General features: G+C 71.9%; 17 protein-coding genes. 5 read left to right on the top strand and 12 right to left on the bottom strand.

The features are described from left to right. Positions 1–85: 85 nt before the first annotated feature. From ACTYVM_RS06765 to ACTYVM_RS06750, 4 genes are all read right to left on the bottom strand, one after another. Complete coding sequence (locus ACTYVM_RS06765) at positions 86–1,066, bottom strand: DNA polymerase Y family protein (protein WP_445525015.1); 981 nt, start codon at positions 1,064–1,066, stop codon at positions 86–88. Next, positions 1,063–4,515, bottom strand: coding sequence for a DNA polymerase III subunit alpha (locus ACTYVM_RS06760; protein WP_445525014.1), 3,453 nt, complete (start codon positions 4,513–4,515; stop codon positions 1,063–1,065). Before ACTYVM_RS06760 ends, ACTYVM_RS06765 begins: the two co-directional genes overlap by 4 nt. A gap of 211 nt (positions 4,516–4,726) precedes the next feature. After that, a complete protein-coding gene (locus ACTYVM_RS06755; protein ID WP_445525013.1) occupies positions 4,727–5,842 on the bottom strand; it encodes a sensor histidine kinase in 1,116 nt (371 codons plus the stop codon). Then, the gene (locus ACTYVM_RS06750) at positions 5,835–6,584 is read right to left on the bottom strand and encodes a response regulator transcription factor (RefSeq protein ID WP_445525012.1); all 750 of its coding nucleotides are present in this window, start codon (positions 6,582–6,584) and stop codon (positions 5,835–5,837) included. The genes ACTYVM_RS06755 and ACTYVM_RS06750 overlap by 8 nt, the downstream gene beginning before the upstream one ends. A gap of 179 nt (positions 6,585–6,763) precedes the next feature. Here ACTYVM_RS06750 and ACTYVM_RS06745 point away from each other — a divergent pair, with 179 nt between their 5' ends. After that, positions 6,764–7,846: an endonuclease/exonuclease/phosphatase family protein gene (locus tag ACTYVM_RS06745; protein ID WP_445525173.1), complete on the top strand. Its 1,083-nt coding sequence runs from the start codon at positions 6,764–6,766 to the stop codon at positions 7,844–7,846. Between the two features lie 117 nt (positions 7,847–7,963). Here the strand turns inward: ACTYVM_RS06745 and ACTYVM_RS06740 are convergent, their stop codons facing one another. The 5 genes from ACTYVM_RS06740 to ACTYVM_RS06720 form a co-directional block, all read right to left on the bottom strand. Continuing rightward, a complete protein-coding gene (locus ACTYVM_RS06740) occupies positions 7,964–9,043 on the bottom strand; it encodes a S1 family peptidase (RefSeq protein ID WP_445525011.1) in 1,080 nt (359 codons plus the stop codon). 285 nt (positions 9,044–9,328) lie between these two features. Then, positions 9,329–10,165 (bottom strand): slipin family protein, encoded by an 837-nt coding sequence (locus tag ACTYVM_RS06735; RefSeq protein ID WP_445525172.1) that lies wholly within the window; start codon positions 10,163–10,165, stop codon positions 9,329–9,331. Between the two features lie 166 nt (positions 10,166–10,331). After that, complete coding sequence (locus ACTYVM_RS06730; protein ID WP_445525010.1) at positions 10,332–11,240, bottom strand: S1 family peptidase; 909 nt, start codon at positions 11,238–11,240, stop codon at positions 10,332–10,334. Between the two features lie 270 nt (positions 11,241–11,510). Then, positions 11,511–11,750: a hypothetical protein gene (locus tag ACTYVM_RS06725; RefSeq protein ID WP_445525009.1), complete on the bottom strand. Its 240-nt coding sequence runs from the start codon at positions 11,748–11,750 to the stop codon at positions 11,511–11,513. 190 nt (positions 11,751–11,940) lie between these two features. Then, positions 11,941–13,143: a DUF5685 family protein gene (locus tag ACTYVM_RS06720; RefSeq protein WP_445525008.1), complete on the bottom strand. Its 1,203-nt coding sequence runs from the start codon at positions 13,141–13,143 to the stop codon at positions 11,941–11,943. Between the two features lie 290 nt (positions 13,144–13,433). Here ACTYVM_RS06720 and ACTYVM_RS06715 point away from each other — a divergent pair, with 290 nt between their 5' ends. After that, positions 13,434–13,871, top strand: a complete 438-nt coding sequence (locus ACTYVM_RS06715; protein ID WP_445525007.1) for a cell division protein SepF — start codon at positions 13,434–13,436, stop codon at positions 13,869–13,871. Between the two features lie 36 nt (positions 13,872–13,907). Here the strand turns inward: ACTYVM_RS06715 and ACTYVM_RS06710 are convergent, their stop codons facing one another. Continuing rightward, positions 13,908–15,101, bottom strand: a complete 1,194-nt coding sequence (locus ACTYVM_RS06710) for an acyl-CoA dehydrogenase family protein (RefSeq protein ID WP_445525006.1) — start codon at positions 15,099–15,101, stop codon at positions 13,908–13,910. A 361-nt stretch (positions 15,102–15,462) separates the two neighbouring features. After that, positions 15,463–17,058 (bottom strand): MFS transporter, encoded by a 1,596-nt coding sequence (locus ACTYVM_RS06705; RefSeq protein WP_445525005.1) that lies wholly within the window; start codon positions 17,056–17,058, stop codon positions 15,463–15,465. Between the two features lie 316 nt (positions 17,059–17,374). Between ACTYVM_RS06705 and ACTYVM_RS06700 the strand changes: the two genes are divergently transcribed. Beyond that, positions 17,375–18,577 (top strand): mannosyltransferase family protein, encoded by a 1,203-nt coding sequence (locus ACTYVM_RS06700; protein WP_445525004.1) that lies wholly within the window; start codon positions 17,375–17,377, stop codon positions 18,575–18,577. Between the two features lie 233 nt (positions 18,578–18,810). After that, positions 18,811–19,848 carry a phosphatase PAP2 family protein gene (locus ACTYVM_RS06695; protein ID WP_445525003.1) on the top strand — a complete coding sequence of 346 codons (1,038 nt, stop codon included), beginning with the start codon at positions 18,811–18,813 and terminating at the stop codon, positions 19,846–19,848. 38 nt (positions 19,849–19,886) lie between these two features. Here the strand turns inward: ACTYVM_RS06695 and ACTYVM_RS06690 are convergent, their stop codons facing one another. Next, complete coding sequence (locus tag ACTYVM_RS06690) at positions 19,887–20,102, bottom strand: I78 family peptidase inhibitor (RefSeq protein WP_445525002.1); 216 nt, start codon at positions 20,100–20,102, stop codon at positions 19,887–19,889. A gap of 564 nt (positions 20,103–20,666) precedes the next feature. Here ACTYVM_RS06690 and ACTYVM_RS06685 point away from each other — a divergent pair. Beyond that, the gene (locus ACTYVM_RS06685) at positions 20,667–21,497 is read left to right on the top strand and encodes a DUF8842 C-terminal domain-containing protein (RefSeq protein ID WP_445525001.1); all 831 of its coding nucleotides are present in this window, start codon (positions 20,667–20,669) and stop codon (positions 21,495–21,497) included. Positions 21,498–21,501: the final 4 nt, after the last annotated feature.

The raw sequence follows: 21,501 nt of genomic DNA, 5'->3' as shown, positions 1-21,501 counted from the left end.
AGATCGCGCGGGCAGTTGGCGGGTCCGGCTGTGCGCCCACGCCATGAACGGCGCCGCCGACGTGCACGCCCGCACCGACGAACGGTCAGTCCGCCAGAGCGGCCGGCCGTACGGACTCGGGTCCGAAGCGGCGACGGGCCCGGTCCGCGGCCGCTTCGGCGGCGCGGGCCCGGGCGTCGCCCGGATCCAGCGAGAGCTGCGCGTAGGCACTGCCGGCCGACAGCAGGTCGTCGGCACGGATCGCGTAGGCGCGCACACGCGCCCGCTGCAACCCGAGCACGGCCAGCAGCCCCAGGGCGGTCGCGGCAAGGACCGGAGAGTGATTGGTGGGTTCCGGCAGCGTGCGGGTGCGCGTGGTGGAACTGCGGTCGGCGTACCGCACCGTGAGGGTGAGCCGGCCGGCGACCCGGCTCTCACCGCGCAGGCGTTGGCCGATCCGGTCGGCAAGTCCCAGGACCGCCCGGTGGTGTTGTGCGGGGTCCAGGCAGTCCCGCTCCAGCACGAGATCGGCGACCAGGTGCTCCGCCGGTTCCGTGCGGGCGACCGGGCGGGGATCGTGACCGCGGGCGCGTTCGGTCAGCAGACGGGCGGGACCCGCGCCGAGGAGCCGTTGCAGGGTCACCGGGGGCAGGTCGGCGATCTGACCGATGGTGTGCAGGCCGTACCTGGCGAGCGTCGAGGCCGTGGCGCGGCCGACCCCGGGCAGCGCGGTGAGCGGGCGCGGATACAGCCATTGGGCGGCCCGGTCCACGGGGACCCAGGTGGTCTCCTCCGGCGCGGAGGCGTCGGCCGCCATGGCCGCGAGCATGCGGTTGCCGGCGAGCCCGGCGCTGCTGTCGATGCCGTAGAGGGCCTTCAGCCTGATCTTCGCCAGCTGGACCACGTCGTAGGGAGACAGGTCGAAGTACCGGAGCGCCGACGTCAGGTCCAACTGCACGGCGTTGGGCGGGACGGCCTGGACGTGGGGCGTGATTCCGGACATCAGTTCGATTACATCGGCGTACTGGTCCTCGGTCAGCGAGGCATGCAGATGGAGGTGGGCGATGTGCCGCTGACGTGAGGTCATCCCGCACTCCCCGGACTGCGGTGGCCGAACTTCTTCAGGTCGGCCGAACGGCTGCCGGCGGGCTGCAGATCGGCGTACGGGTGCAGCCGGGCACCGGTGGTGCCGTTCACCAGGGTGCGCCGCGGCTGCGCGGGGGTCGGGTGCGGGCGGTCGGCGCCGAGGAGGGCGAGCGCGGCCTCGGGACCGTTGTCGCGGCGGGCCGCCGCGATCTCGTCCAGGTCCCACGCCATCGTGCCGACGACGGTGCGGCGGGTGCCGCGGACCTGGACCGTGCCGCGGACCAGCAGCAGCCCGCTGTGGAAGACGGTGTGCGCGCAGGCCGGGTGGGAGTCCTCGAAGAACGCCAGGTCGACCAGCCCGGAGCCGTCCTCCAGGGTGACGAAGATGATCCGCTTGCCGCTCGCGATCGGCGGGGTCTGGGTCGAGGCCCGCACACCGGCGACGAGCACCTGCTGACCGGCGCGCATCCCGGCCAGGTGCGCCGCGTCGGTGGCGCCGATCTCGCGCAGCAGCCGGTGGTGGTGCCCCATCAGATGCCTGGAGACGTCGACGCCGAGGGTGTTCAGCTCCGCGCTCAGCGCCTCACGACCGGTCATCTCCGGCAGACCGCTCGGCTCCGCGCCGCCGACCGCGCCCGCTTCGATGGGCAGTTGTCCTGATCCCGCGGTCCGGTTGCGGGACTGCCGGTGGAGTTCGGCGATCTGCAGCAGCAGGTCGCGGCGGGTGAGCCGGCCGTCGTGGAGGCAGCTCAAGGCACCGATCTCCGCGAGGCGTTCGGTGGTGGGCCTGCTGGGGCGGGCCCGCTGCCAGAAGTCGGACAGCGATCCGTACGACTGGCCCTCCTCGATCCGGGCGCACTCCTCCTCGCTGATGCCGTGCACCGCGGACAGCGCGAGCCGCACTCCCCACTGCTCCCCCTCGGCCTTCTCCACGGTGTGCTTCACCTTGGAGCGGTTGATGTCGACGGGCAGGACCTGCACGCCGCGTCGGCGGGCGTCGGAGACGAGAACACGCTTGGGCCACATACCGGGGTCGTGTTCGAGTAGGCCTGCCAGCAGGAACGCCGGGTAGTGCGCTTTGAGCCAGGCGCTCTGCAGGGCCGGTACGGCGAAGGCGACCGCGTGCGCCCGGCAGAAGCCGTACGCCCCGAAGGCCTCGACGGTCTTCCAGACCTCGTCCCGGACGGCCGCACTGTAGCCGCGCGCGCATGCCAGCCGATCGAACCAGGCCCTGATCCTGGGCAACCGGTCCTTGTCACCGAGCGCCCGCCGGGCGATCTCCGCCAGCGCCCGGTCGCAGCCGGTCATCACGGACAGCGTCTCGATGATCTGCTCGTGCCAGATGGTCACGCCGTAGGTATCGACGAGCACCGGCTCCAGATCCGGATGGGCGTACGAGGGTGTGCCGCCGTGCCGGGCGGCGATGTACCGCTCGGGCATGCCACCGGCGACCGGACCGGGCCGGAAGAGACTGATGTCGGCGATGACGTCCTGCGGATCACGCGGCTGCATCCGGGCCAGAAGATCCTGCTGCCCGGGCGACTCGAGCTGGAACAGACCCAGGGTCTGGCTCTCCTGGATGAGCTTGAAGGCGAAGACGTCGTCGAGCGGCACCTGCCGGGGGTCGTCCAGGTCGATGCGGTTGCCGGTGGCCCGTTCGATCTCGGCGACGGCGTGGGCCATGGCGGACTGCATGCGCACGCCCAGGACGTCGAGCTTGATGTTGCCCAGCGCCTCGATCTCCTCCTTCGCTGCCATGGCCATGGGGTAGTCGCCCTGCGGGGTGGGCTGCACGGGCAGCCGGTCCAGCAGGGTCGCGTCGCTGACGACCACGCCGCAGGGGTGCATGGCCATGCCGTGGACCAGGGAGTCGAGGCCTTCGGCAAGCTCCCACAGGGGCCCGTACCGGTGTGCCTCACCGGCCAGTTGCCGCAGCTCGGGCAGCTCGGCGAGCGCGCCGGTGATGTCGCAGGCCCGCAGGTGCGGGAAGCTCTTGGCGATCCGGTCGACGTCGGCCGGGGCGATCCCCAGCGCGAGCCCGGTGTCGCGCAGGGCCCGGCGGGCGCGGTAGGTCTCGGGCATGGCGGTGACCGCCACCCGTTCCTTCCCGAACCGTTCGAAGATCGCGTCGTAGCACTCCAGCCGCCGGGCGGACTCCACGTCGATGTCGATGTCGGGCAGCGAGCCCCGGCGCACGCTCAGGAAGCGTTCGAACAGCAGGCGGTGGTCGAGTGGATTGGCGGTGGCGATGTCCAGCGCGTGGCAGACCATCGACCCGGCACCCGACCCGCGGGCCGCGACCCGGATGCCCTTCGCCCGGATATCGGCGACGACCTGGCCCACCGCGAGGAAATACGAGTCGTAGGACAGCCGGGAGATCACGTCGAGCTCTTCCTCCAGCCGCTCCAGCACGGCACGGTCGCGGTCCAGGCCACGCCGGAGCAGTCCCTCCTCGCACCGCCGGCGCAGCAGCCGCGCGGCTTCTCCCGCTCCGGGTCCGGCGCCGAAGAGGGCCGGTTCCGGGAAGTGCCGGGCGCCGAGCCCGAGGTCCGCCGCCGGATCGACGACGCACGCGGCCGCCGTGGCGGCGGTGTCCGCCAGCAGACGACGCGCCCGCCGGACATCCGCCCCGGCGCACTCGGCGACCATCCGCGCCACGCCCGCCATCGCCCTCCCGTCCTTGAGCCAGCGCTGTCCGCCGTCCAGGTGGCGCCGGTCGATCGGGCGCAGCAGCCGCGCGGCGTCCAGGACATCGGCGAGCCGATGCTGTTCGGGATCGGCGTAGCGGACGGCGTTGGAGAGCACGGCGGTCGTACCGGTGCGGTCGGCCAGCGCCAACGTCCGGGCAGCCAGTCGAAGGGATCCCGGACCCATGCCGAAACGTTTCTGCGCAACAGCTTCCAGCCGGACCCCCCTCCCGAAGATCTCCTTCCAGGGCGCCAGCAGCCTCACCGCGACGTCCTCCCGCCCCACCGACAGGGCCCTCACCGGCTCCGAGAGCGGCCCGAGCAGGGCCACCAGGCCGGGACCGCCGTACTCGCGCAGCGCCTCCCACGGCACCACCGGCGCCCTGCCCCCGAGGGCGTCGGCGTGGGCGGCCGAGGTGATGCGGCACAGCCGGGCCCAGCCCTCCCGGTTCTGCGCGAGCAGCACGAACCGCAGCGGCGGCTCGACCACGTGCGCACCACCACGCACCGGAGTACGGCGCCGCTGCCCGGGCGGTGGAGGCGCGAGCGCCGCCACGGCCAGGTCGACACCGAAGACCGGCCGGACCCCCTCTTTCGCACACGCCCGGGCGAAGCGAACGGCACCGGTGACCGTGTCCCGGTCGGTCAGCGCGAGCGCCGCCACGCCCCGCTCGGCCGCCCTTCGCACCAGGTGCTCCGGATGGGCGGCGCCATAGCGGGCGGAGTAACCGGAGGCGACATGCAGATGAGCGAAGCCCGCCATGTCACACCTCCTCCACTCCACCCCTTTTCAGCTATATGCCCGATACGTTCATCGTACGCTCGTTCGATTACTCTAACCCTCGTCACCCTTGGTCGGCGACTTCGATTCGAACATATCAGCGATTACCAGGCGAGGAGGGCACCACCGGAAACGACTGCCGGGCAACGGCTTGCAGCAGAGACGGCACTTTCCGTGACCGGTCGGGTTCAGGTCACCTGTCGGTGTGCGGGGCCGTCGCGGGCAGTTCCACCGTGACGCGGATCCCGCCGGCAGGGCGCGGGGTGAGGGTGAGTGTTCCGTCGTGTGCGTGGGCGATGGTCTCGACGATGGCCAGGCCGAGGCCGACGCCCGCCTGGTCGGCGTGTGTGCGCTCGGTGCCGCGCTGGAACGGTTCGGTGAGTGTCGAGGCCAGCTCGGGAGTGAGCTTCTCGCCGGTGTTCTCGACGGTGAGCACCACCGTCCCGGGGCGGACGCTGGTATCGACCCACACGGTGCCCTGTTCCGGCAGGTTGTGGACGATCGCGTTGTGCACGAGGTTCGTGGTCAGTTGCAGCAGGAGCGCCTGCGATCCGGTCGTGGGGGTGATGTCGCCGGAGGTCTCGAGGGTGACGCCGTGCCTTTCCGCGAGGGGGAGGAGCGTTTCGGCGGCCTCTTCCACCAGCAGGGACAGGTCGACGGGTTCCCGGGTGAAGGATCTCTGGTTGGCGCGGCTGAGCAGGAGCAGTGCCTCGGTGAGGTTGATCGCCCGGGTGTTGACGGCGTGGAGGCGGTCGAAGACTTCGCCGGAGTCGTGGTCCGGATCGGTGCGGGCCACGTCGAGGAGCGCCTTCGAGATCGCCAGCGGGGTGCGCAACTCGTGCGAGGCGTTGGCCGCGAATCTCTGCTGTTCGGCGACGTGTGCTTCGAGCCGTTCGAGCATCGTGTCGAAGGCGTCGGCGAGTTCGCGGAACTCGTCCCTGCGGCCCGGCAGCCGGATCCGGTGGGAGAGCGATCCGTTCGTGGCCATGCGGGTGGCACCCGTGACGCGGGCCAGCGGGGCGAGCATCCGGCCGGCGAGGATCCACCCTCCCACAAGGCCGAACACCAGCAGGAACGCCAGCACCACGGCCGCCCTCGGGGCAAAAACGCGCAGAAGGTTGAACCGGACGGGAAAAACCCCAGGGGTGAGGGTGCCGGTGGAGCCGGGGACGATGAGCGCACGCTCGGGGACGTACCGCAGGAGGAACACCCACACCGCCGCGAGCAGCAGGACGCCGGCCAGCATGAGGAATCCGGTGTAGCTGAGGGTGAGCTTGAGGCGCACGCTCAATCCGGGTGCTCTATCCACGCTCGCCTCCCCCGGGTCCGGATCCACGCTCCTCTCCCTCATGTCCCTCGTGTCCCTCGTGTCCCTCGTGTCCGGCCTCCGGTTGCGTGTCGATGCGGTAGCCGACGCCCGGCACGGTGGCGATGATCCAGGGTTCGCCGAGGCGCCTGCGCAGTGCCGAGACGGTGATGCGCACGGCGTTGGTGAACGGGTCGGCGTTCTCGTCCCACGCGCGTTCCAGGAGTTCTTCGGCACCGACGACACCGCCCTCGGCTCCGACGAGGACCTCGAGCACGGCGAACTGCTTCCGGGTGAGCGCCACGTAGCGGCCGTCCCGGTAGACCTCGCGGCGGAACGGATCCAGCCGCAGGCCCGCGATCTCCCGCACGGGCGGCCTGTTGTGGGCACGTCTGCGGTCGAGCGCTCTGAGCCTGAGCGCGAGCTCGCGAAGTGCGAAGGGCTTCGTGAGGTAGTCGTCGGCACCGAGTTCGAACCCGGAGGCCTTGTCGTCGAGACGGTCGGCCGCGGTGAGCATGAGGATCGGCATGCCGCTGCCGGAGGCGACGATACGTTGGGCGATCTCGTCACCGGTCGGTCCGGGAATGTCCCGGTCGAGGACGGCGATGTCGTAGGCGTTGACGCTCAGCAGTTCCAGCGCGGTGTCGCCGTCACCCGCGATGTCGGCCGCGATCGCTTCCAGACGCAGGCCGTCGCGGATGGCTTCCGCCAGAAAGGGCTCGTCCTCGACGATCAGCACGCGCATGCTGTCGATGCTACGAGCCCGCGCATATCGTCGGCGTATCGAAAAACGCATACGCGCCGGCAACACCGCGCCGCCTTGACTGGCGGCATGACTCGAACCCCACCCGCGGCACGACCCTGTACCGACCCCGCTCAGGATCCGAGGACGCTGCGGTGACCGGCGGTGAGCGCGGACAGACGATGGCGCAGGTGGACACGGCGGAGGCGGAGACCGGACAGGGCGGCGCCGACCGCCGGGAGACGGGCATCGGGACCTGGCGCGCGCGCGTCCGCCGGGCGACACACGCCGTCTCCCGGCCGGGGCCGTGGAAGCGCGGCCCGCTGCTCGCGGCGCTGACGCTGCTGCTGGGCCTGGTCATGCTGCTGCACGCGAAGATCCCGAACCGGATCGGGAACCTCGGCAGCCTGGCGGAGACCTTCCTGCCCTGGCTCGGCCTGTTCGTCCCGGTGCTGCTGGCCGGGGCGCTGTGGCGCCGCTCCGCCTCCGCGGTGGTCGCGCTGCTGCTGCCGGTCCTGGTGTGGCTGCACCTGTTCGGCGGGCTGCTCAGCGACAAGTCCCACCCGGGCAGCGACCTCACCGTGGCCGCCCACAACGTCAACGCCGACAACCCCGACCCGGCCCGCACCGCCCGCGACCTGGCCGCCTCCGGCGTGGACGTGCTGGCTCTGGAGGAGATCACCCCGCAGGCGAAGCCGCTGTACGAGAAGGAACTGGCGAAGGCGTACCCGTACCACACGGTGCAGGGCACGGTCGGGCTGTGGAGCAAGCTGCCGCTGTCGGACACCCGGCCGATCGACATCGTGGACTACGGTCCGCTGGCGGACACCAAGCCGCTCGACAAGAAGATGACCACGAACCGGGCGCTGCGCACCACGGTGGCCACGGACCGGGGTCCGCTGGCGGTGTACGTGGCCCACCTGGGGTCCGCACGGGTGAATCCCCGGGCGGGCTTCTGGACGGCCTCACGGGACAGAGGCGCGCAGGCGCTCGGCGAGGCCGTCGCCGCCGAGCGCAATGAGCGGGTGGTGCTGCTCGGCGACCTGAACGGCACCATGGACGACCGCGCGTTCGCCGGCATCACCGCGCGGCTGCGCTCGGTCCAGGACGTGGCGGGGAAGGGCTTCGGCTTCACCTGGCCTGCGACGTTCCCGATGGTGCGGATCGACCAGATCCTGGTGCGCGGCGTGAAGCCGGAGAGCTCGTGGACCCTGCCGGACACGGGCAGTGACCACCTGCCGGTGGCGGCCGGGATCAGCTGGTGAACACCGCGACAAGGGCCGGCGCACCACCTGCCGAGGGGCGTGACGGCCATGCGAAAGCCCCGCCTCCGGACTCGGGGGGCGGGGCTTTCGTCGGCTGTGGGGAGGCCGGGGCCGGGGTCAGCCGATCTGGGCGCCGGTCGCCGAGAGGGCCTCGGTGACCGGCTGGAAGAAGGTCACACCGCCCGAGGTGCAGTCACCGCTGCCACCGGAGGTGAGGCCGATCGCGGTGTCGCCGTCGAACAGGGAGCCTCCGCTGTCACCGGGCTCGGCGCACACGTCGGTCTGGATCAGGCCGCTGACCGTGCCCTCGGCGTAGTTCACGGTGGCGTTCAGACCGGTGACCGTGCCGCTGTGCACCTGGGTCGTCGAGCCGCTGCGGGTCACCCTCTCGCCGACGGTCGCCGCGCCCGCCCTGGTGATCGCCTGCGTCGAGCCGTTGTAGAGGTTCACCGCGCTCGGGTGGTCGACGCTCGCGGTGTACCTGACCAGACCGAAGTCGTCGCCCGGGAAGCTGGACCGCTCGTTCTGGCCGATCACCGTGCCGGAGGCGTCCGACCAGGTGGAGATCGCCGCCGTGCAGTGGCCCGCGGTGAGGAAGTACGGCTGACCGTCCTTGACCACGTTGAAGCCGAGCGAGCAGCGGCCACCGGACCCGGTGATCGCGTCACCGCCCGCGACGAAGGGCTTGAACTCCCCCTTCGACCGCGTGAGTTCGGCCTTCTCGCCGAGCCCGTAGACGACCTTGCTCAGGGTGGTCCACTCGGCCGTGGAGACCGTGCTGTCGGCGGTGACGACGACCTTGTTGGTCACGGGGTCCGTCGCCCACGAGGTGCCGGGGATGGTCGCGTCCTTCTCCAGCGCGGCGCGGGCGCCGGCCAGTTCGGCGAGGGAGTTGCCCACGACTCTCGCCGTGGCGCCCGCCCGCTCGACGGTCTCGGCGCTGCTCGCGTCGAGCACGTTCACCACGAGGCTCTTCGTCTCGGCGTCGTAGTACGTGCCCGCGGCGTCGGCGCCGAGATCCCGCACGAGTGTCGAGGCGAGCTTTCCGGCCGCCACAGCCGAAAGAGTCCGGGCCTCGGGGGTCTTCACGGGTTCACTGGCGTTCGCACTCTGGAAGGTGAATCCCGCGACGAGCAGGGCGGCGACGCCCGCTCCCGCCACGGCCGCACGGCGTCCGGGTATGCGTCGGTGCTTCAACTGTCGTCCTCCTGTGGGGGGATCGGCCCGGGGGGCAGTGGGGGCCCGACGAGCCGAAAGGCGGTGGAACGGCGCCCACTATTCCGATGCCTCCCGGCAGCACACAAGGTCGACTTCTGGACGTGTGTACGTCAACGGACGTACTCCCCCTGCGTATCGGCCCGTCGACCAAGGTCACCGCGGGGCCGTTCACGCAACATTCACAGCGCAAACACCCCGTGCGGACGTCCGGCCCGCGTTCCCCTCTCTAGTGCCGCGACAGGCAACGTTTGCCCCGTCGCGGCACTAGTCCTGGCTCGAACTCGACCCCTCGGGCTCGGCATCCCCCCGGGGCTCGGACGCCGGGGCCGCCGCGGGCAGTTGCTGCTGCGCCCTCTCCAGGAACCGCAGCAGCTCGACCGGGAAGGGCAGGACCAGGGTGGAGTTCTTCTCGGCGGCGACCGCCGTCACCGTCTGGAGCAGGCGCAGTTGCAGCGCCGCGGGCGTGTCCGCCATCTGCTGGGCCGCCTCGGCCAGCTTCTTGGACGCCTGGAACTCCGCGTCCGCGTTGATGACCCGCGCCCGCCGGTCCCGGTCGGCCTCCGCCTGCCGGGCCATGGACCGCTTCATCGTCTCGGGCAGGGAGACGTCCTTGATCTCCACCCGGTCGATGGTGACGCCCCATTCCACGGCCGGGCTGTCGATCATCAGCTCCAGACCCTGGTTCAGCTTCTCGCGGTCGGACAGCAGATCGTCCAGCTCGCTCTTGCCGATGATGGACCGCAGCGAGGTCTGCGCCATCTGCGAGACCGCGAAGCGGTAGTCCTCCACCTGGACCAGTGCCTCGGCGGGCGAGGTCACCTTGAAGTAGACGACGGCATCCACACGCACCGTCACATTGTCCCGGGTGATGCCCTCCTGTGCCGGCACGGGCATGGTCACGATCTGCATGTTGACCTTGTGAAGCCGGTCCACGAACGGGACGACCAGTGTGAACCCGGGTCCGCGCACCTGCGGGCGCAGTCTGCCGAGGCGGAACACCACGCCCCGCTCGTACTGCTTGACGACCCGCGCCGCCACCATCAGGCCCACCGCTCCGGCGGACGCGAGCGCCACCCCCGCCGTCACCAGTTCCTCGACCATCACGGCCCCCCAATCCGGCACGGGCGCGCCGGCTCACGGTCCTTCGACCGTAACCCGCGCCGCGCCCAAGGGCGAGCCCCCGCACGCCGGTTGCGTACGGGGGCTTCGCTGTCGAGCGCGGGGCGGGCGCCGGACCGCGCACATCACGGCCCGGCACAGGGGGAGATCAGCCGATGTGGACCCCGTACGCGCTCAGCGCGGCGGTGACCGGCTGGAAGAAGGTCGTGCCGCCGGAGGAGCAGTTGCCGCTGCCACCGGAGGTCAGACCGTAGGCGATACCGCTGTTGGAGTAGAGCGAGCCGCCGGAGTCACCGGGCTCGGCGCAGACCGTGGTCTGGATGAGGCCGTTGACGATCTCGCCGTTGCCGTAGTTGACCGTCGCGTTGAGCCCCGTGACCTGGCCGCTGTGGATGCCGGTGGTCGAGCCGCGCCGGTAGACGGTGGTGCCGACGGACGGCGTGGCCGCGCTGGTGATGTTCACGCTGCCGACGGCGCTCGGGTGGGCCACCGAGGAGTTGGTGTAGCGCACGATGCCGTAGTCGTGGCCGGGGAAGGAGGAGCCGGCGGTGGTACCGAGCACGGTCGAGCCGGAGGAGTTCGCCCACCAGGTGCCCGCACCGTCGGTGCAGTGACCGGCGGTCAGGAAGTAGGAGTTGCCACTGTTGTCCTTGACGTTGAAGCCCAGCGAGCAGCGCCAGCTACTCGCATAGATGGCGTCGCCGCCGGAGATCAGCTTGTTGAACTTCCCGGGGGTGTGCTTGATGGTCAGGGCGCCGGAGTTGTTCCCCGCCTGCCGCTGGATCCGGGCGATGTCGGCCTGGGAGACCGTGCTGTCGACGGTGACGACGACCCGGTTGGTCTTGCTGTCGACGGCCCAGGCGGTGCCCGGGATGTCGGCCTTGAGCACGGAGTCGCTCGCGGTGGTGAGCTGCGCCGCGCTGAAGGTGGTGGGGGCGTCGGACGCGTTCGCGCTGGGGACCGCGAACGCGGCTGCGGCCACGAAGCCGGAGGCGATGGCGACCAGCCGGGTTCGTCTCGTCATGCCGCCGCGGGGGGTGGTGCGCTTGATCCTCACTTTACGTTCCTCCACAAAGGAAGTCGGGGGCCCGCGTGGGGTCGGGGCCCGTGAGGCGCAGTCAGAGGACTGCCGTTCGGATTCCGAACATGCCGTGCCCCTGACAAGCGCTGTGGGGGAGTATTCGGCCGAACGACCGGTCGGCGCAAGGGTGCCTTTCGGCCGTGCGACCATGAGCGATTCGAGTGAACTATGCGCGATCAGGCCGAATTGACATGCGGTCAACAGCGCGGCAACGACCCCGGGGCCGGCCGTGCTCTCCGGCCGCCGTCACGACGTCCTGACCCCCGCGCCCCCTATGCCCTCGCGGCGCCGTCCGGCCGGGCACTCTCCCAGGTCGGCCCGGGAGGCCCGCGCCGGACCTGCGCCGGCGGCGGGTCGCACCCGGCCGCCGAAAGGCCGCTCGCCGACGGTCGGTTCGCCCGCCTCGGCGGTGGCGGTCACGACCGCCCCGCCCGCGATCGTCCAGGCCCGGGAGATGTCCGGAACTCGACGCTCCGGATAGTCCACGGGCCCGCACCCGCCGCTCCGGGCGGGCGGGACGGAAACGCGGCCACCGCCCCGGTACGGGGCCCACGGCACTGCTTCCACTGGTCGGACAGGTCCCTCATGAGATGAGCCCTTCCATACGCGGCCCGGCGGCCAAACCCCGCCACCCGCACCCCGTCCGGACCCGTGACCCGCGGGCGGCCGGCCGCGGTCAGCAGTCGCAGCACGAGCAGCCGTCACAGCAGTCGCAGCCGTCACAGCAGCACTCGCAGCCGTCGCAGCAGTCGCACCCTTCGCAGCACGAGCAGTCGCAGTTGCAGCAGCCCGAGCGCTTCTTGCCCGACCACGGCCCCTCGAACTCGTTGGCACAGCACACCTTGCAGGTGCAGCACAGCCCGACGGCCACCGCGCACCCGGCCCAGAATCCGCGCCCGCGGGGCCGCGGCGGCTCACCGCCCCCGGTGTACGGGGCGTTCGGGTCGTACGGAGCCTGCGGGGTGTACGGGCTTTGCGGCGGTCCGAACGCCCCCTCGGGCGTGTGCCCGCAGGAGTCGGTACCGAAGGCGCGGTCGACGGAGCGCGGGAGTTCGTGCACGAGCAGTCGATGGACGAGCCGCCCGTCGCCGAACTCCGCCTCGCGCAGGGCGAGCCGGATGCCGCGCACCGCGTCGTCGGCGAGCCGGCGCACCTCGCCGAGCGGCGTCCGGGTGGCGGTGAGCGGGTTCCAGGCGCCGGTGGCGGCGTCGGACGCGCGGTCCTCCACGGCGTCCAGAAGGTGCGCGAGCCGCCCGAACAGGCGCCCGGCCTCGGCGAGCGGGGCGGCGTTGCCCGGCCGTCCGGCGAGGACCGCGGTGTACGCGAAGGCCGCGGCGGTCGCGGTCTCGGTCGGCTCGGTGACGGCCAGGATCGGCGTCCCGGGGCCGGCGAGCGCCTCGACGCCGGACTGCCGGTCCACCGCGTCCAGGAGGACGGTGGTGTCGAATCCGACACCGGCCCCGGTCCTGGCGCCCGCCCGGCTCCAGCGGCCGGCGACCCGGCGCGCGGCGAGAGCCACCGGCCGGCGCGCCAGCAGTCCGTCACCGTCGGCGACATGGTCGCGCACCTTGGCCGAGGCCAGCACCAGGGAGACGGCCGCCGCGAGCCGCGGCCCCTCCCCCAGGGCGACGGACGCGGTGCGCATCCCGCGCAGCGGGCACGGCCCGGCGGTCCGCCGCAAGCCGTCGGCCCCGCCCGGGCGTTCCGCCTGAGCCTCCGTCAGGACCGAGAGCAGCAGCCCGTCGTAGTTCGTCACGATTCGCGCGAACTGTCCGTGGTCACCGCGCAGAGCCAGGCACAGCCCGCACAAATGGGCCATCCACTGCGCGCCGAGTGCTTCCCCGAGGCGGTGTCGGCAGGGCCTGACGATTCCGAACACGACCATCCCCCTTGGTGTGCTGAACGTTGAGTCGCGGCATCGTATCGACCCCTTCGTTCACCCGTACGCACCGTGCATCACCCATGTGCCGAGGACAATCATATTTCACTCTCAGTCAGCAGCCGTGTAGCGCAGAACCCTTGGGGCACACGGGCTCTCGACGTATTCGCCGTGCACCAGTACCGTCACAAACCCCCCGTGCGGCGCCTGTTCGCTTGGCGCGTTGTCAGCATCATGGATGACCATAGGGATGCGGAATGCAGAAAAGACCGCTGTGAAAGGAGGCGTCCATGGGATCGGTGCGCAAGGCGAGTGCGTGGCTCGGCCTCGTCGACGACAACGATGACGAGCGCTACTACGACGACGACTACACGGAGGGGACCGAGTCCGGGGACGCCTGGGTCACCGACCCCCGGGTGAAGGTGGCGACGGACACGGCAGAGGACAGGGGCCGCCGGATCGGCACGGTGACACCGGACAGCTTCCGGGACGCCCGCGCCATCGGCGAGCTGTTCCGGGAGGGCGTGCCCGTCATCATGAACCTGACGGCCATGGAAGCCTCCGACGCCAAGCGCGTGGTCGACTTCGCGGCCGGGCTCGTCTTCGGTCTGCGCGGTTCCATCGAACGCGTCTCCACCCGGGTGTTCCTGCTGTCGCCGGCCGACACCGAGATCGTCAACGGGGACCCGGCGGTGCATCGCTCGGACGGGTTCTTCAACCAGAGCTGAGGCAGGGCCGTACACCGGCCCTGCCCCGTCCGGGGCTCACCGGAAGGCGTCGAGCCCGGTGAGCGCCTTGCCCAGCACGAGCTGGTGCATCTCGACGGTGCCCTCGTAGGTGAGCACCGACTCGAGGTTGGTCGCGTGCCGCATCACGGGGTACTCCAGGGAGATCCCGTTCGCCCCGAGGATCGTCCGCGCCGTGCGGCAGATGTCCATCGCCTCGCGCACGTTGTTGAGCTTGCCGAAGCTGACCTGCTCGGGACGCAGGCGGCCGGCGTCCATGCGCCGCCCCAGGTGGTGGGCGAGCAGAATCCCCTTGTGCAGTTCGACCGCCATGTCGGCGAGCTTGGCCTGGGTCAGCTGGAAGCCGCCGATGGGCTTGCCGAACTGTTCGCGCGTCGTCGCGTAGTCGAGGGCGGCCTGGAAGCTGGAGCGGGCCGCGCCCATGGCACCCCAGACGATGCCGTAGCGGGCGTGGGACAGGCAGCCGAGCGGTCCGCGCAGACCGGTGGCCTTTGGCAGTACCGCGTCGGCGGGCAGCCGTACGTCGTCCAGGACCAGCTCGCTGGTGACGCTTGCCCGCAGGGACCACTTGTGCTTGATCTCCGGGGCGGAGAACCCAGGGGTGCCGGAGGGCACGAGGAAGCCGCGGATGCCGTCCTCGGTCTGCGCCCAGACGACGGCGACGCCGGCCACGGAGCCGTTGGTGATCCACATCTTGCGGCCGTTGAGGATCCAGTCGGTGCCGTCGCGCTTGGCGTGGGTGCGCATGGAGGCGGGGTCGGAGCCGTGGTCGGGCTCGGTGAGCCCGAAGCAGCCGATCACCTCGCCGGCGGCCATGGGCGGCAGCCACCTCTGCTTCTGCTCCTCGCTTCCGAACCGGTGGACGGCGTACATGGCGAGCGAGCCCTGCACCGAGACCAGGGACCTGATGCCGGAGTCGGCGGCCTCCAGCTCCAGGCAGGCGAGCCCGTACTGGACGGCGGTGGCGCCCGCGCAGCCGTATCCGGTCAGGGACATGCCGAGAGCGCCGATGCCGCCCAGTTCGCGGGCCAGTTCCCGGATGACGGGCAGCTCGCCCTTCTCGTACCACTCGGCGACATGCGGCAGGACGCGGTCGGCGGCCCACTGCCGCATGGTGTCGCGGACGGCCAGGTCCTCCGCGTCCAGCAGGTCGTCGATCCCGAGCGGGTCGGCGGGATCGAAGGGGGGCAACGGGGACGACTGCGAGGACATGAGGACACCCTCCGGCGACGGCAACTGAAACCTAGTGCCCCGGCAGGCAACGTTGGCCCCGTCGCGACGCCCGGCACTCCCCCAAGCTCTTCGAGCAGGGGGGACCCCCACTCGCCGCACCGGCCGAAAGCCCGAGTACATCCAGTACGAGGACTTCCGGCCGGCACTCCCCCAAGCTCTTCGAGCAGGGGGGACCCCCAGAGCACGCACCGGACGCCGCTCCTTGACGGGCAAACGTTGCCCGCCGCGGCACTAGCACCGCTAGTTAAACGACTCCGGCCAGACGTTACGACGTGGAGCCGCCCACGTCCAGCGTGCTCCTCTGCCGCGGCACCGCCACGGGACCGGAGCGGAGGGGCACTCAGGCCGAGACGCGGGGCCGCTCGGCCTCCCGCTGCGCGGGCAGTTCGACCGCCGGCTCCTCGCAGTGCATCACCCGCGGCAGCCGCAGCGCCATCACCGCCCCCAGCAGCAACAGCCCCGCGCTCACCAGCAGCGTGACGTGCAGTCCGTGCACGAAGGCGTCCCGGGCCGCCCGCCGCAGCGCGGCCCCGACCGGCCCGCCGAGCTGTTCGGCGACCCCGTACGCCTCCCCCAGCGAGTTCGCCGCCGCTCCGGACGCCTTCGCCGGCACCCCCGGGACATCGGCGAGCCCGGGCGCGTACGCCGCGTTCATCACCGTGCCCAGCAGGGCGATGCCCATCCCCGCGCCCAACTGGTACGACGTCTCGCCGATCGCCGCCGCTCCGCCCGCCTGCGCCGCCGGCGCCTCGCTCAGCATCGACTCGTACGCCCCGAACAGCGTCGTCTCCAGGCCGAAGCCGAGCAGCGCGAAGCCGGCGAGGAGCAGTCCCGGGTTGTCGCGCCCGCCCATCGCCGTGAGCACCACCACCGCGGCGGCGGTCAGGCAGAACCCGAAGCACACCATCCGCCGCGGCCCGAACCGCCGCAGCATCCGCGCCCCGGCCAGCCCGGCCGCCATCGCGGCGAACGTCAGCGGCAGCAGCCGCAGCCCCGTGGCGAGCGGCGACAGACCGAGCACCAGTTGCAGGTACTGCGCCGCGATCAGTTCCAGCCCGACCAGCGCCAGCATGGCCAGCACGATGCAGCCCACCGACGTGCTGAACGCCGGACGCGCGAACATCCTGAGGTCCACCAGGGGATGCGTCCGCCACCGCTGCCGCCGTACGAACATCACCAGCAGCACCGCGCCGACCACCAGCGGCCCCACGGTGAGCACGCTCAGCACCGGCTCCCCGCCGCCGAGCCGCTTCACGCCCAGCACCACACCGAACAGTCCGGCCGCCGCCAGCAACGCCCCGACCACGTCCCAGGGCCCGTCCCGGTCGCCGGTCGACTCGGGCAGCAGCAGCCGGCCCACCGGCAGACTGACCAGCATCAGCGGGATGTTGACGAGGAAGACCGACCCCCACCAGAAGTGCTCGAGCAGGAAGCCGCCAAGCAGCGGCCCGACCGCCGCGCCCACCGCGGCGACCGCGCTCCAGACCCCGATCGCCAGCGCCCGCTCGCGCCGGTCCGGGAACACCTGCCGCAGGAGCGACAGCGTGGCGGGCATGATCATGGCGCCGCCGACGCCGAGCAGCCCCCGCGCGAAGATCAGCATCTGGGGGGTCGGGGCGAAGGCCGCCACGGCGGAGGCGATGCCGAAGAGGGCGTAACCCAGCAGCAGGATCCGTCTGCGGCCCACCCGGTCGCCCAGCGTGCCGAACAGGATCAGCAGCGAGGCACAGACGAGGGGATAGGCGTCGACGATCCAGAGCAGTTCGATGGCGCCGGGCCTGAGATCCTCGGTGACCGCGGGCACCGCCACGTGCAGCACGGTGGCGTCCACCGCCACCAGCAGCAGGCTCGTGCAGAGGACGATCAGGACGACCCAGCGGTTGGCCCCGGCCGCCCGACGGCGCAGCCGGTCGGTGGCCGCGGTCGTCCCGGACATGTACGTACCTCCCAGATGAGCCCTCGCGTGCGGCGACCCGCGGGGTGGGGACTCCCCGCGACCCGGCCGGGGCGGAGCGGTGGCCCCCGACCTGCGCGACGGCGTGCGAGTGACACGTCAGGGTACGCTCATTCGCCCGAATGCCGCGTGGCCCACCTCTCAGTGCACGCGATCAACCGGTGTGGCGTACGCCACTCCCCCGCCCCCCGAGTTTCCCCGAAATCCCCCGGACGTCCCCCTGGCGTCCCCCCGGACACCCCCTCGGCGCGCGCCCCGGTGGCCGGTCCGGTTCCCGGCAGCGCCGATAATCGAGTCCGTGAGCGATCTTGCGACGCGCGTGGCGGTGGCACGTGCCGGGGCCCTGCGCCGGGCCGCCCCGGCACTTCTCGGGTACGCCTCCGTGCGCGCCACGGGCCTGATCGTCCTGGCGCTGTGGAGCGCCGGGCACGGCAAGAACTGGTACACCCTGCTGACCGCCCGCTGGGACTCGCTCTGGTACACCGGCGTGGCCGGGCTCGGCTACGGATACGAGGTACGCCTGCCGAACGGGGACGTGCACTCGAACCTGGCCTTCTTCCCGCTGCTGCCCTGGCTTGAGCGGCTGCTGGCCGCGGTCGGCCCACTGTCGTACGCCGACGCGGGCTTCGCCGTCAGCCTGGTGGCCTCGCTCGCCGCGGCCTGGGGGATCTTCGCGGTGGCCGATCACGTGTACGGCCGCGAGGTCGGCATCGGGGCCGCGCTGCTGTGGGCGGTGCTGCCGGTCGGGATCGTGCAGTCGATGGCCTACAGCGAGTCGCTGTTCACGGCGCTCGCCGCCTGGGCGCTGTACGCCGTGCTCACCGGCCGCTGGGTGACGGCGGGCGCCCTGACCCTGCTGGCGGGACTGACCCGGCCGGCGGGTCTCGCGGTGGTCGCGGCGGTGTGGGTGACGGCCCTTGCCTCGTTCGTGGGAGAGCGGAGCGCGACGGCGGCGGACGGCGCACGGGACGCCCTTCGCGCCCCGGCCGTCACCGGGCAGGCCACCGCCCGCCGTCTGCTCGGCATGGCGCTCGCCCCGCTCGGCGCCGCCGGTTACGTCCTGTGGGTCGGACACCGCACCGGCAAGGGCCCTTTCGGCTATCTCGCCGTCCAGGCCGGCTGGCGCAACGGCTTCGACGGCGGATACGCCTTCGCCCGCTTCGTCGCCGACAAGTTCACCTCCTTCCCCTCGGCCCTCGCCGGGGCCGGGCTGATCGCCGGGACCGCCGGGGTGATCTGGCTGTACGTCATCGGCGTACGGCAGCGGCAGCCGCTCGCGCTGCTGGTGTACTCGGGGGTCGTGACCGCGCTCGCCCTGTGCGCGTCGAGCTACTTCGGCTCCAAGCCGCGCCTGCTGCTGCCCGCCTTCCCGCTGCTGCTGCCGCTCGCGTCGGCCCTCGCCCGGCGGCACGTGGCCCGGTCGGCGCTGGTGGTGGGCGGCGTCGCGGTGGCCTCGGCGCTCTACGGGGCGTTCTGGCTGAACGGTTCAGGCCCCCCGTGACCGGCCCCGACCGGCCGAGGGGGCGGAATTCCATCCGGGTGCGCGGCTAACACATTCATAAGAACCGCATAAGCATCCACCGGAATGATCAAAGGAAATGCGGGACGGGGTTCGACCGTGATTGCGGATTCCGCGGATATAAAGCCCCGTTGAGAGCAATCCCACATCACGTCGTCATCACAAATCACGTGCTTCGTCAGGGAACACACCTCACTCGCTGTAACGTCGATTGGGTGCGTACCGAACGAACCCTCACCCGCCTGGACCGGGTGTTCGCCAGGCTGGACCGTGAGCCGCAGCGGCCGGCGCACATCGACACGCCGCGCATGAGCCGCCACCGGTTCGTGCTCTTCTCGGCGACCCTGGCCTTCTACCTGTCGATCGTCTGGGCGGTGATCACCACCTCGTGGCTGGTCCGGCTCGACTGGCAGGTCATGTTCTTCCGGCCGTACCAGCAGTGGCCGCAGATCCACGCGTTCCTCGACTACTACGTGGTGCTCGGCCAGCGCGGCCCCACCGCCGTGATGGTCGCCGCGTGGCTGGGCTGGCGCTCGTGGCGGCAGCACACGCTGCGCCCGCTGCTGACCCTCGCCACCTCGCTGCTGCTGCTCAACGTCACGGTCGGCGCCGCGAAGATCGGCATGGGGCGCCTGGGTCCGCACTACGCGACCGTCATCGGCTCGAACGAGATGGGCCTGGGCGGCGATATATTCCCCAGCGGCCACACCGCCAACGCCGTGGTGACCTGGGGCATCCTGGCCTATCTGGCCTCCACCCCGAGAGCGCGCCGCTGGCTGTCGGCGCTGTCCGCGGTGACGGCGCTCGGCGTCGGTCTGACCACGGTCTACCTGGGGACGCACTGGCTGAGCGACGTGCTCCTCGGCTGGGCCGCGGGGTTGCTGATCCTGCTGGCACTGCCGTGGTTCGAGCCGCTGATCGCCCGGGTCGAGGTCACCCTGTTCGACCTGCGCGACCGCTGGCGCGCCCGTCGCGGCCGCCGGACACCGGTACCCGCGCCCGCCCCCGCCGCGCCGGTCGGCGCCCCCGTCGTGCTCACCCCGCGCGCCTCCGCCTCGGACGAGAAGCCGGCGGCCCGCGAGACGGTCGGCGCCGGACGCACGTCCCGGACGTCGGGCCACCTCACCCCCGGGCGGTACACGAACCGCCCGGAGCGCACACCGGGCACCCCGGCCGGCGGCCGCAGACCGCCGCACCCCGACCGCGTCCCGCGCGGCACGGCCTCGGCGGCCCGCCCCCTGACGGGCAGTTGACGACGGGCCGCCGCGGCACCCGGAGCGCCCGCGGCGGTTCAGCCCTTCCAGGCCCGCACCACGCGGCCTTCCCTGACCTCGAAGTTCAGCCGTCCGAACCGGTACTCCATGGTGATGATCGCGCCCGGCGGCAGTGACCTGACCGTGCTCCAGCCCCGTTCACGCGCGAGCCGTTCGGCCTGTGGGGCCTCGAGGCCGACGTACGCGTCGGGGTTGTCCTGGGGTTCCGCCGGCGGAGTGGGAATCGGTGCCATACCGCCACGCTAGGCGCCGTCCCGCGGCAGGGAAAGCCCACCCCGGCACGTGGGTCACTCCGGTTCACCGCACCCCCTCCTGTCACACTTCTGTCACAGGCCGGGCCCGGCGTGCGATCTCACTCCGTCACACGGACGGGCGGATCCGTCCCTCTTCCGCAGCCCTACGAACACAATTCCCAACGGCCGGGACGGCCCGCCGGGGATATCCGGCGGAATGCGCCGAGAGAAGCGTTTCCGAACCTCACCGGGACGCCCTCGCATTCCGAATCCGCGGGCGTTCCCCGGGATCTGACGCGGCAGGGGAATTCCGCCGTCCCGCTGCTGGAGCGAGCCCCCGCCGGACAGCGACCGGGCCCCGCCCGGACGGCGGACCGGGCGGGGCGAGCAGCGCCTCTCCGGCGAGAGCCGCCGTCGTGCACGGGACGGTTCGATTCCGTTCGCCGGAGGGCGTGACTCACGCCGCAGATCACCCGTTGTCTTCTTCATGAGCCGGGTCCCTCCCGGCTCATGGGCCGGGAGCCACCCGGCTCCGCCACGCACCGCATCCCGAGGGAGCCACCCGTGCCGCGCATGCTCGACGTCAGCGACGCCGTACGCGCCGAGATCGGCGACGAAGAAGCCGACCGGCTGCTCGCCGGACAGAACGCCCCGGGCAGTTACGACTGCACGTCCTGCCGCACCCCCGGCGACTCCGCACAGGAGCGCACCAGCACCGTCCTGTTCGTCGGGGACGAGACCGCCGTCCTCGCCTTCGCCCACGCCACCTGCCTGCCCTCGCAGGTCGTCCAGGTCACCGAGGAGCAGCTGCGGGGTGCGGTCCGCTCCATCAACGCGGACACGAACCCCCCCGGCAGGGTGCCGGAGCAGACCCCGCCCCAGTGGAGCGCGGCCGAGCAGGTGCCCCAGAAGGTGGTGCCGGAGCAGGCCGTGCTCGGGGTGACCAGCGGACTCGTCCTGATCAGCGGTGAGTTGCACCCCGCCCTGGTCGTCGAGCCGACCGCGCCCATCGCGCGTCCGGGCTCGCTGGGCACCAGCGACGAGTTCCTGCCGCTGCTCGTCGAGCAGGGCTATGTCCCGGTGACCGAACTCGCCGCCGTACCGCCCGTGCTGCACGGCTGGTCGGTGCTGCTCGCCATGGGCCAGCTGCACGCCGTCCTCCAGCCCCAGGCAGGCGGCGGCCAGCCGGTGGCCTGGTGGCAGGCGCACCAGCCGCTCCAGGTCACCGACGGCTGGCGGGCTGCCGCCAACAAGCACCAGCAGGTGATCATGTTCGCCGCGCCGGTCGGGTCCATCGGCCGGCAGCCGCGGGAGGACCTGCTGCGGGACGCGCTGGACAGGGCCGCGGCGGGTGGCAGGCTGGTCGCGGCGACGCTGCCGCTCGCCGGGACCTGAGCCG

This window comes from Streptomyces cyslabdanicus (genome assembly GCF_052663305.1).
This window is presented reverse-complemented; position numbering and strand designations above follow the sequence as displayed.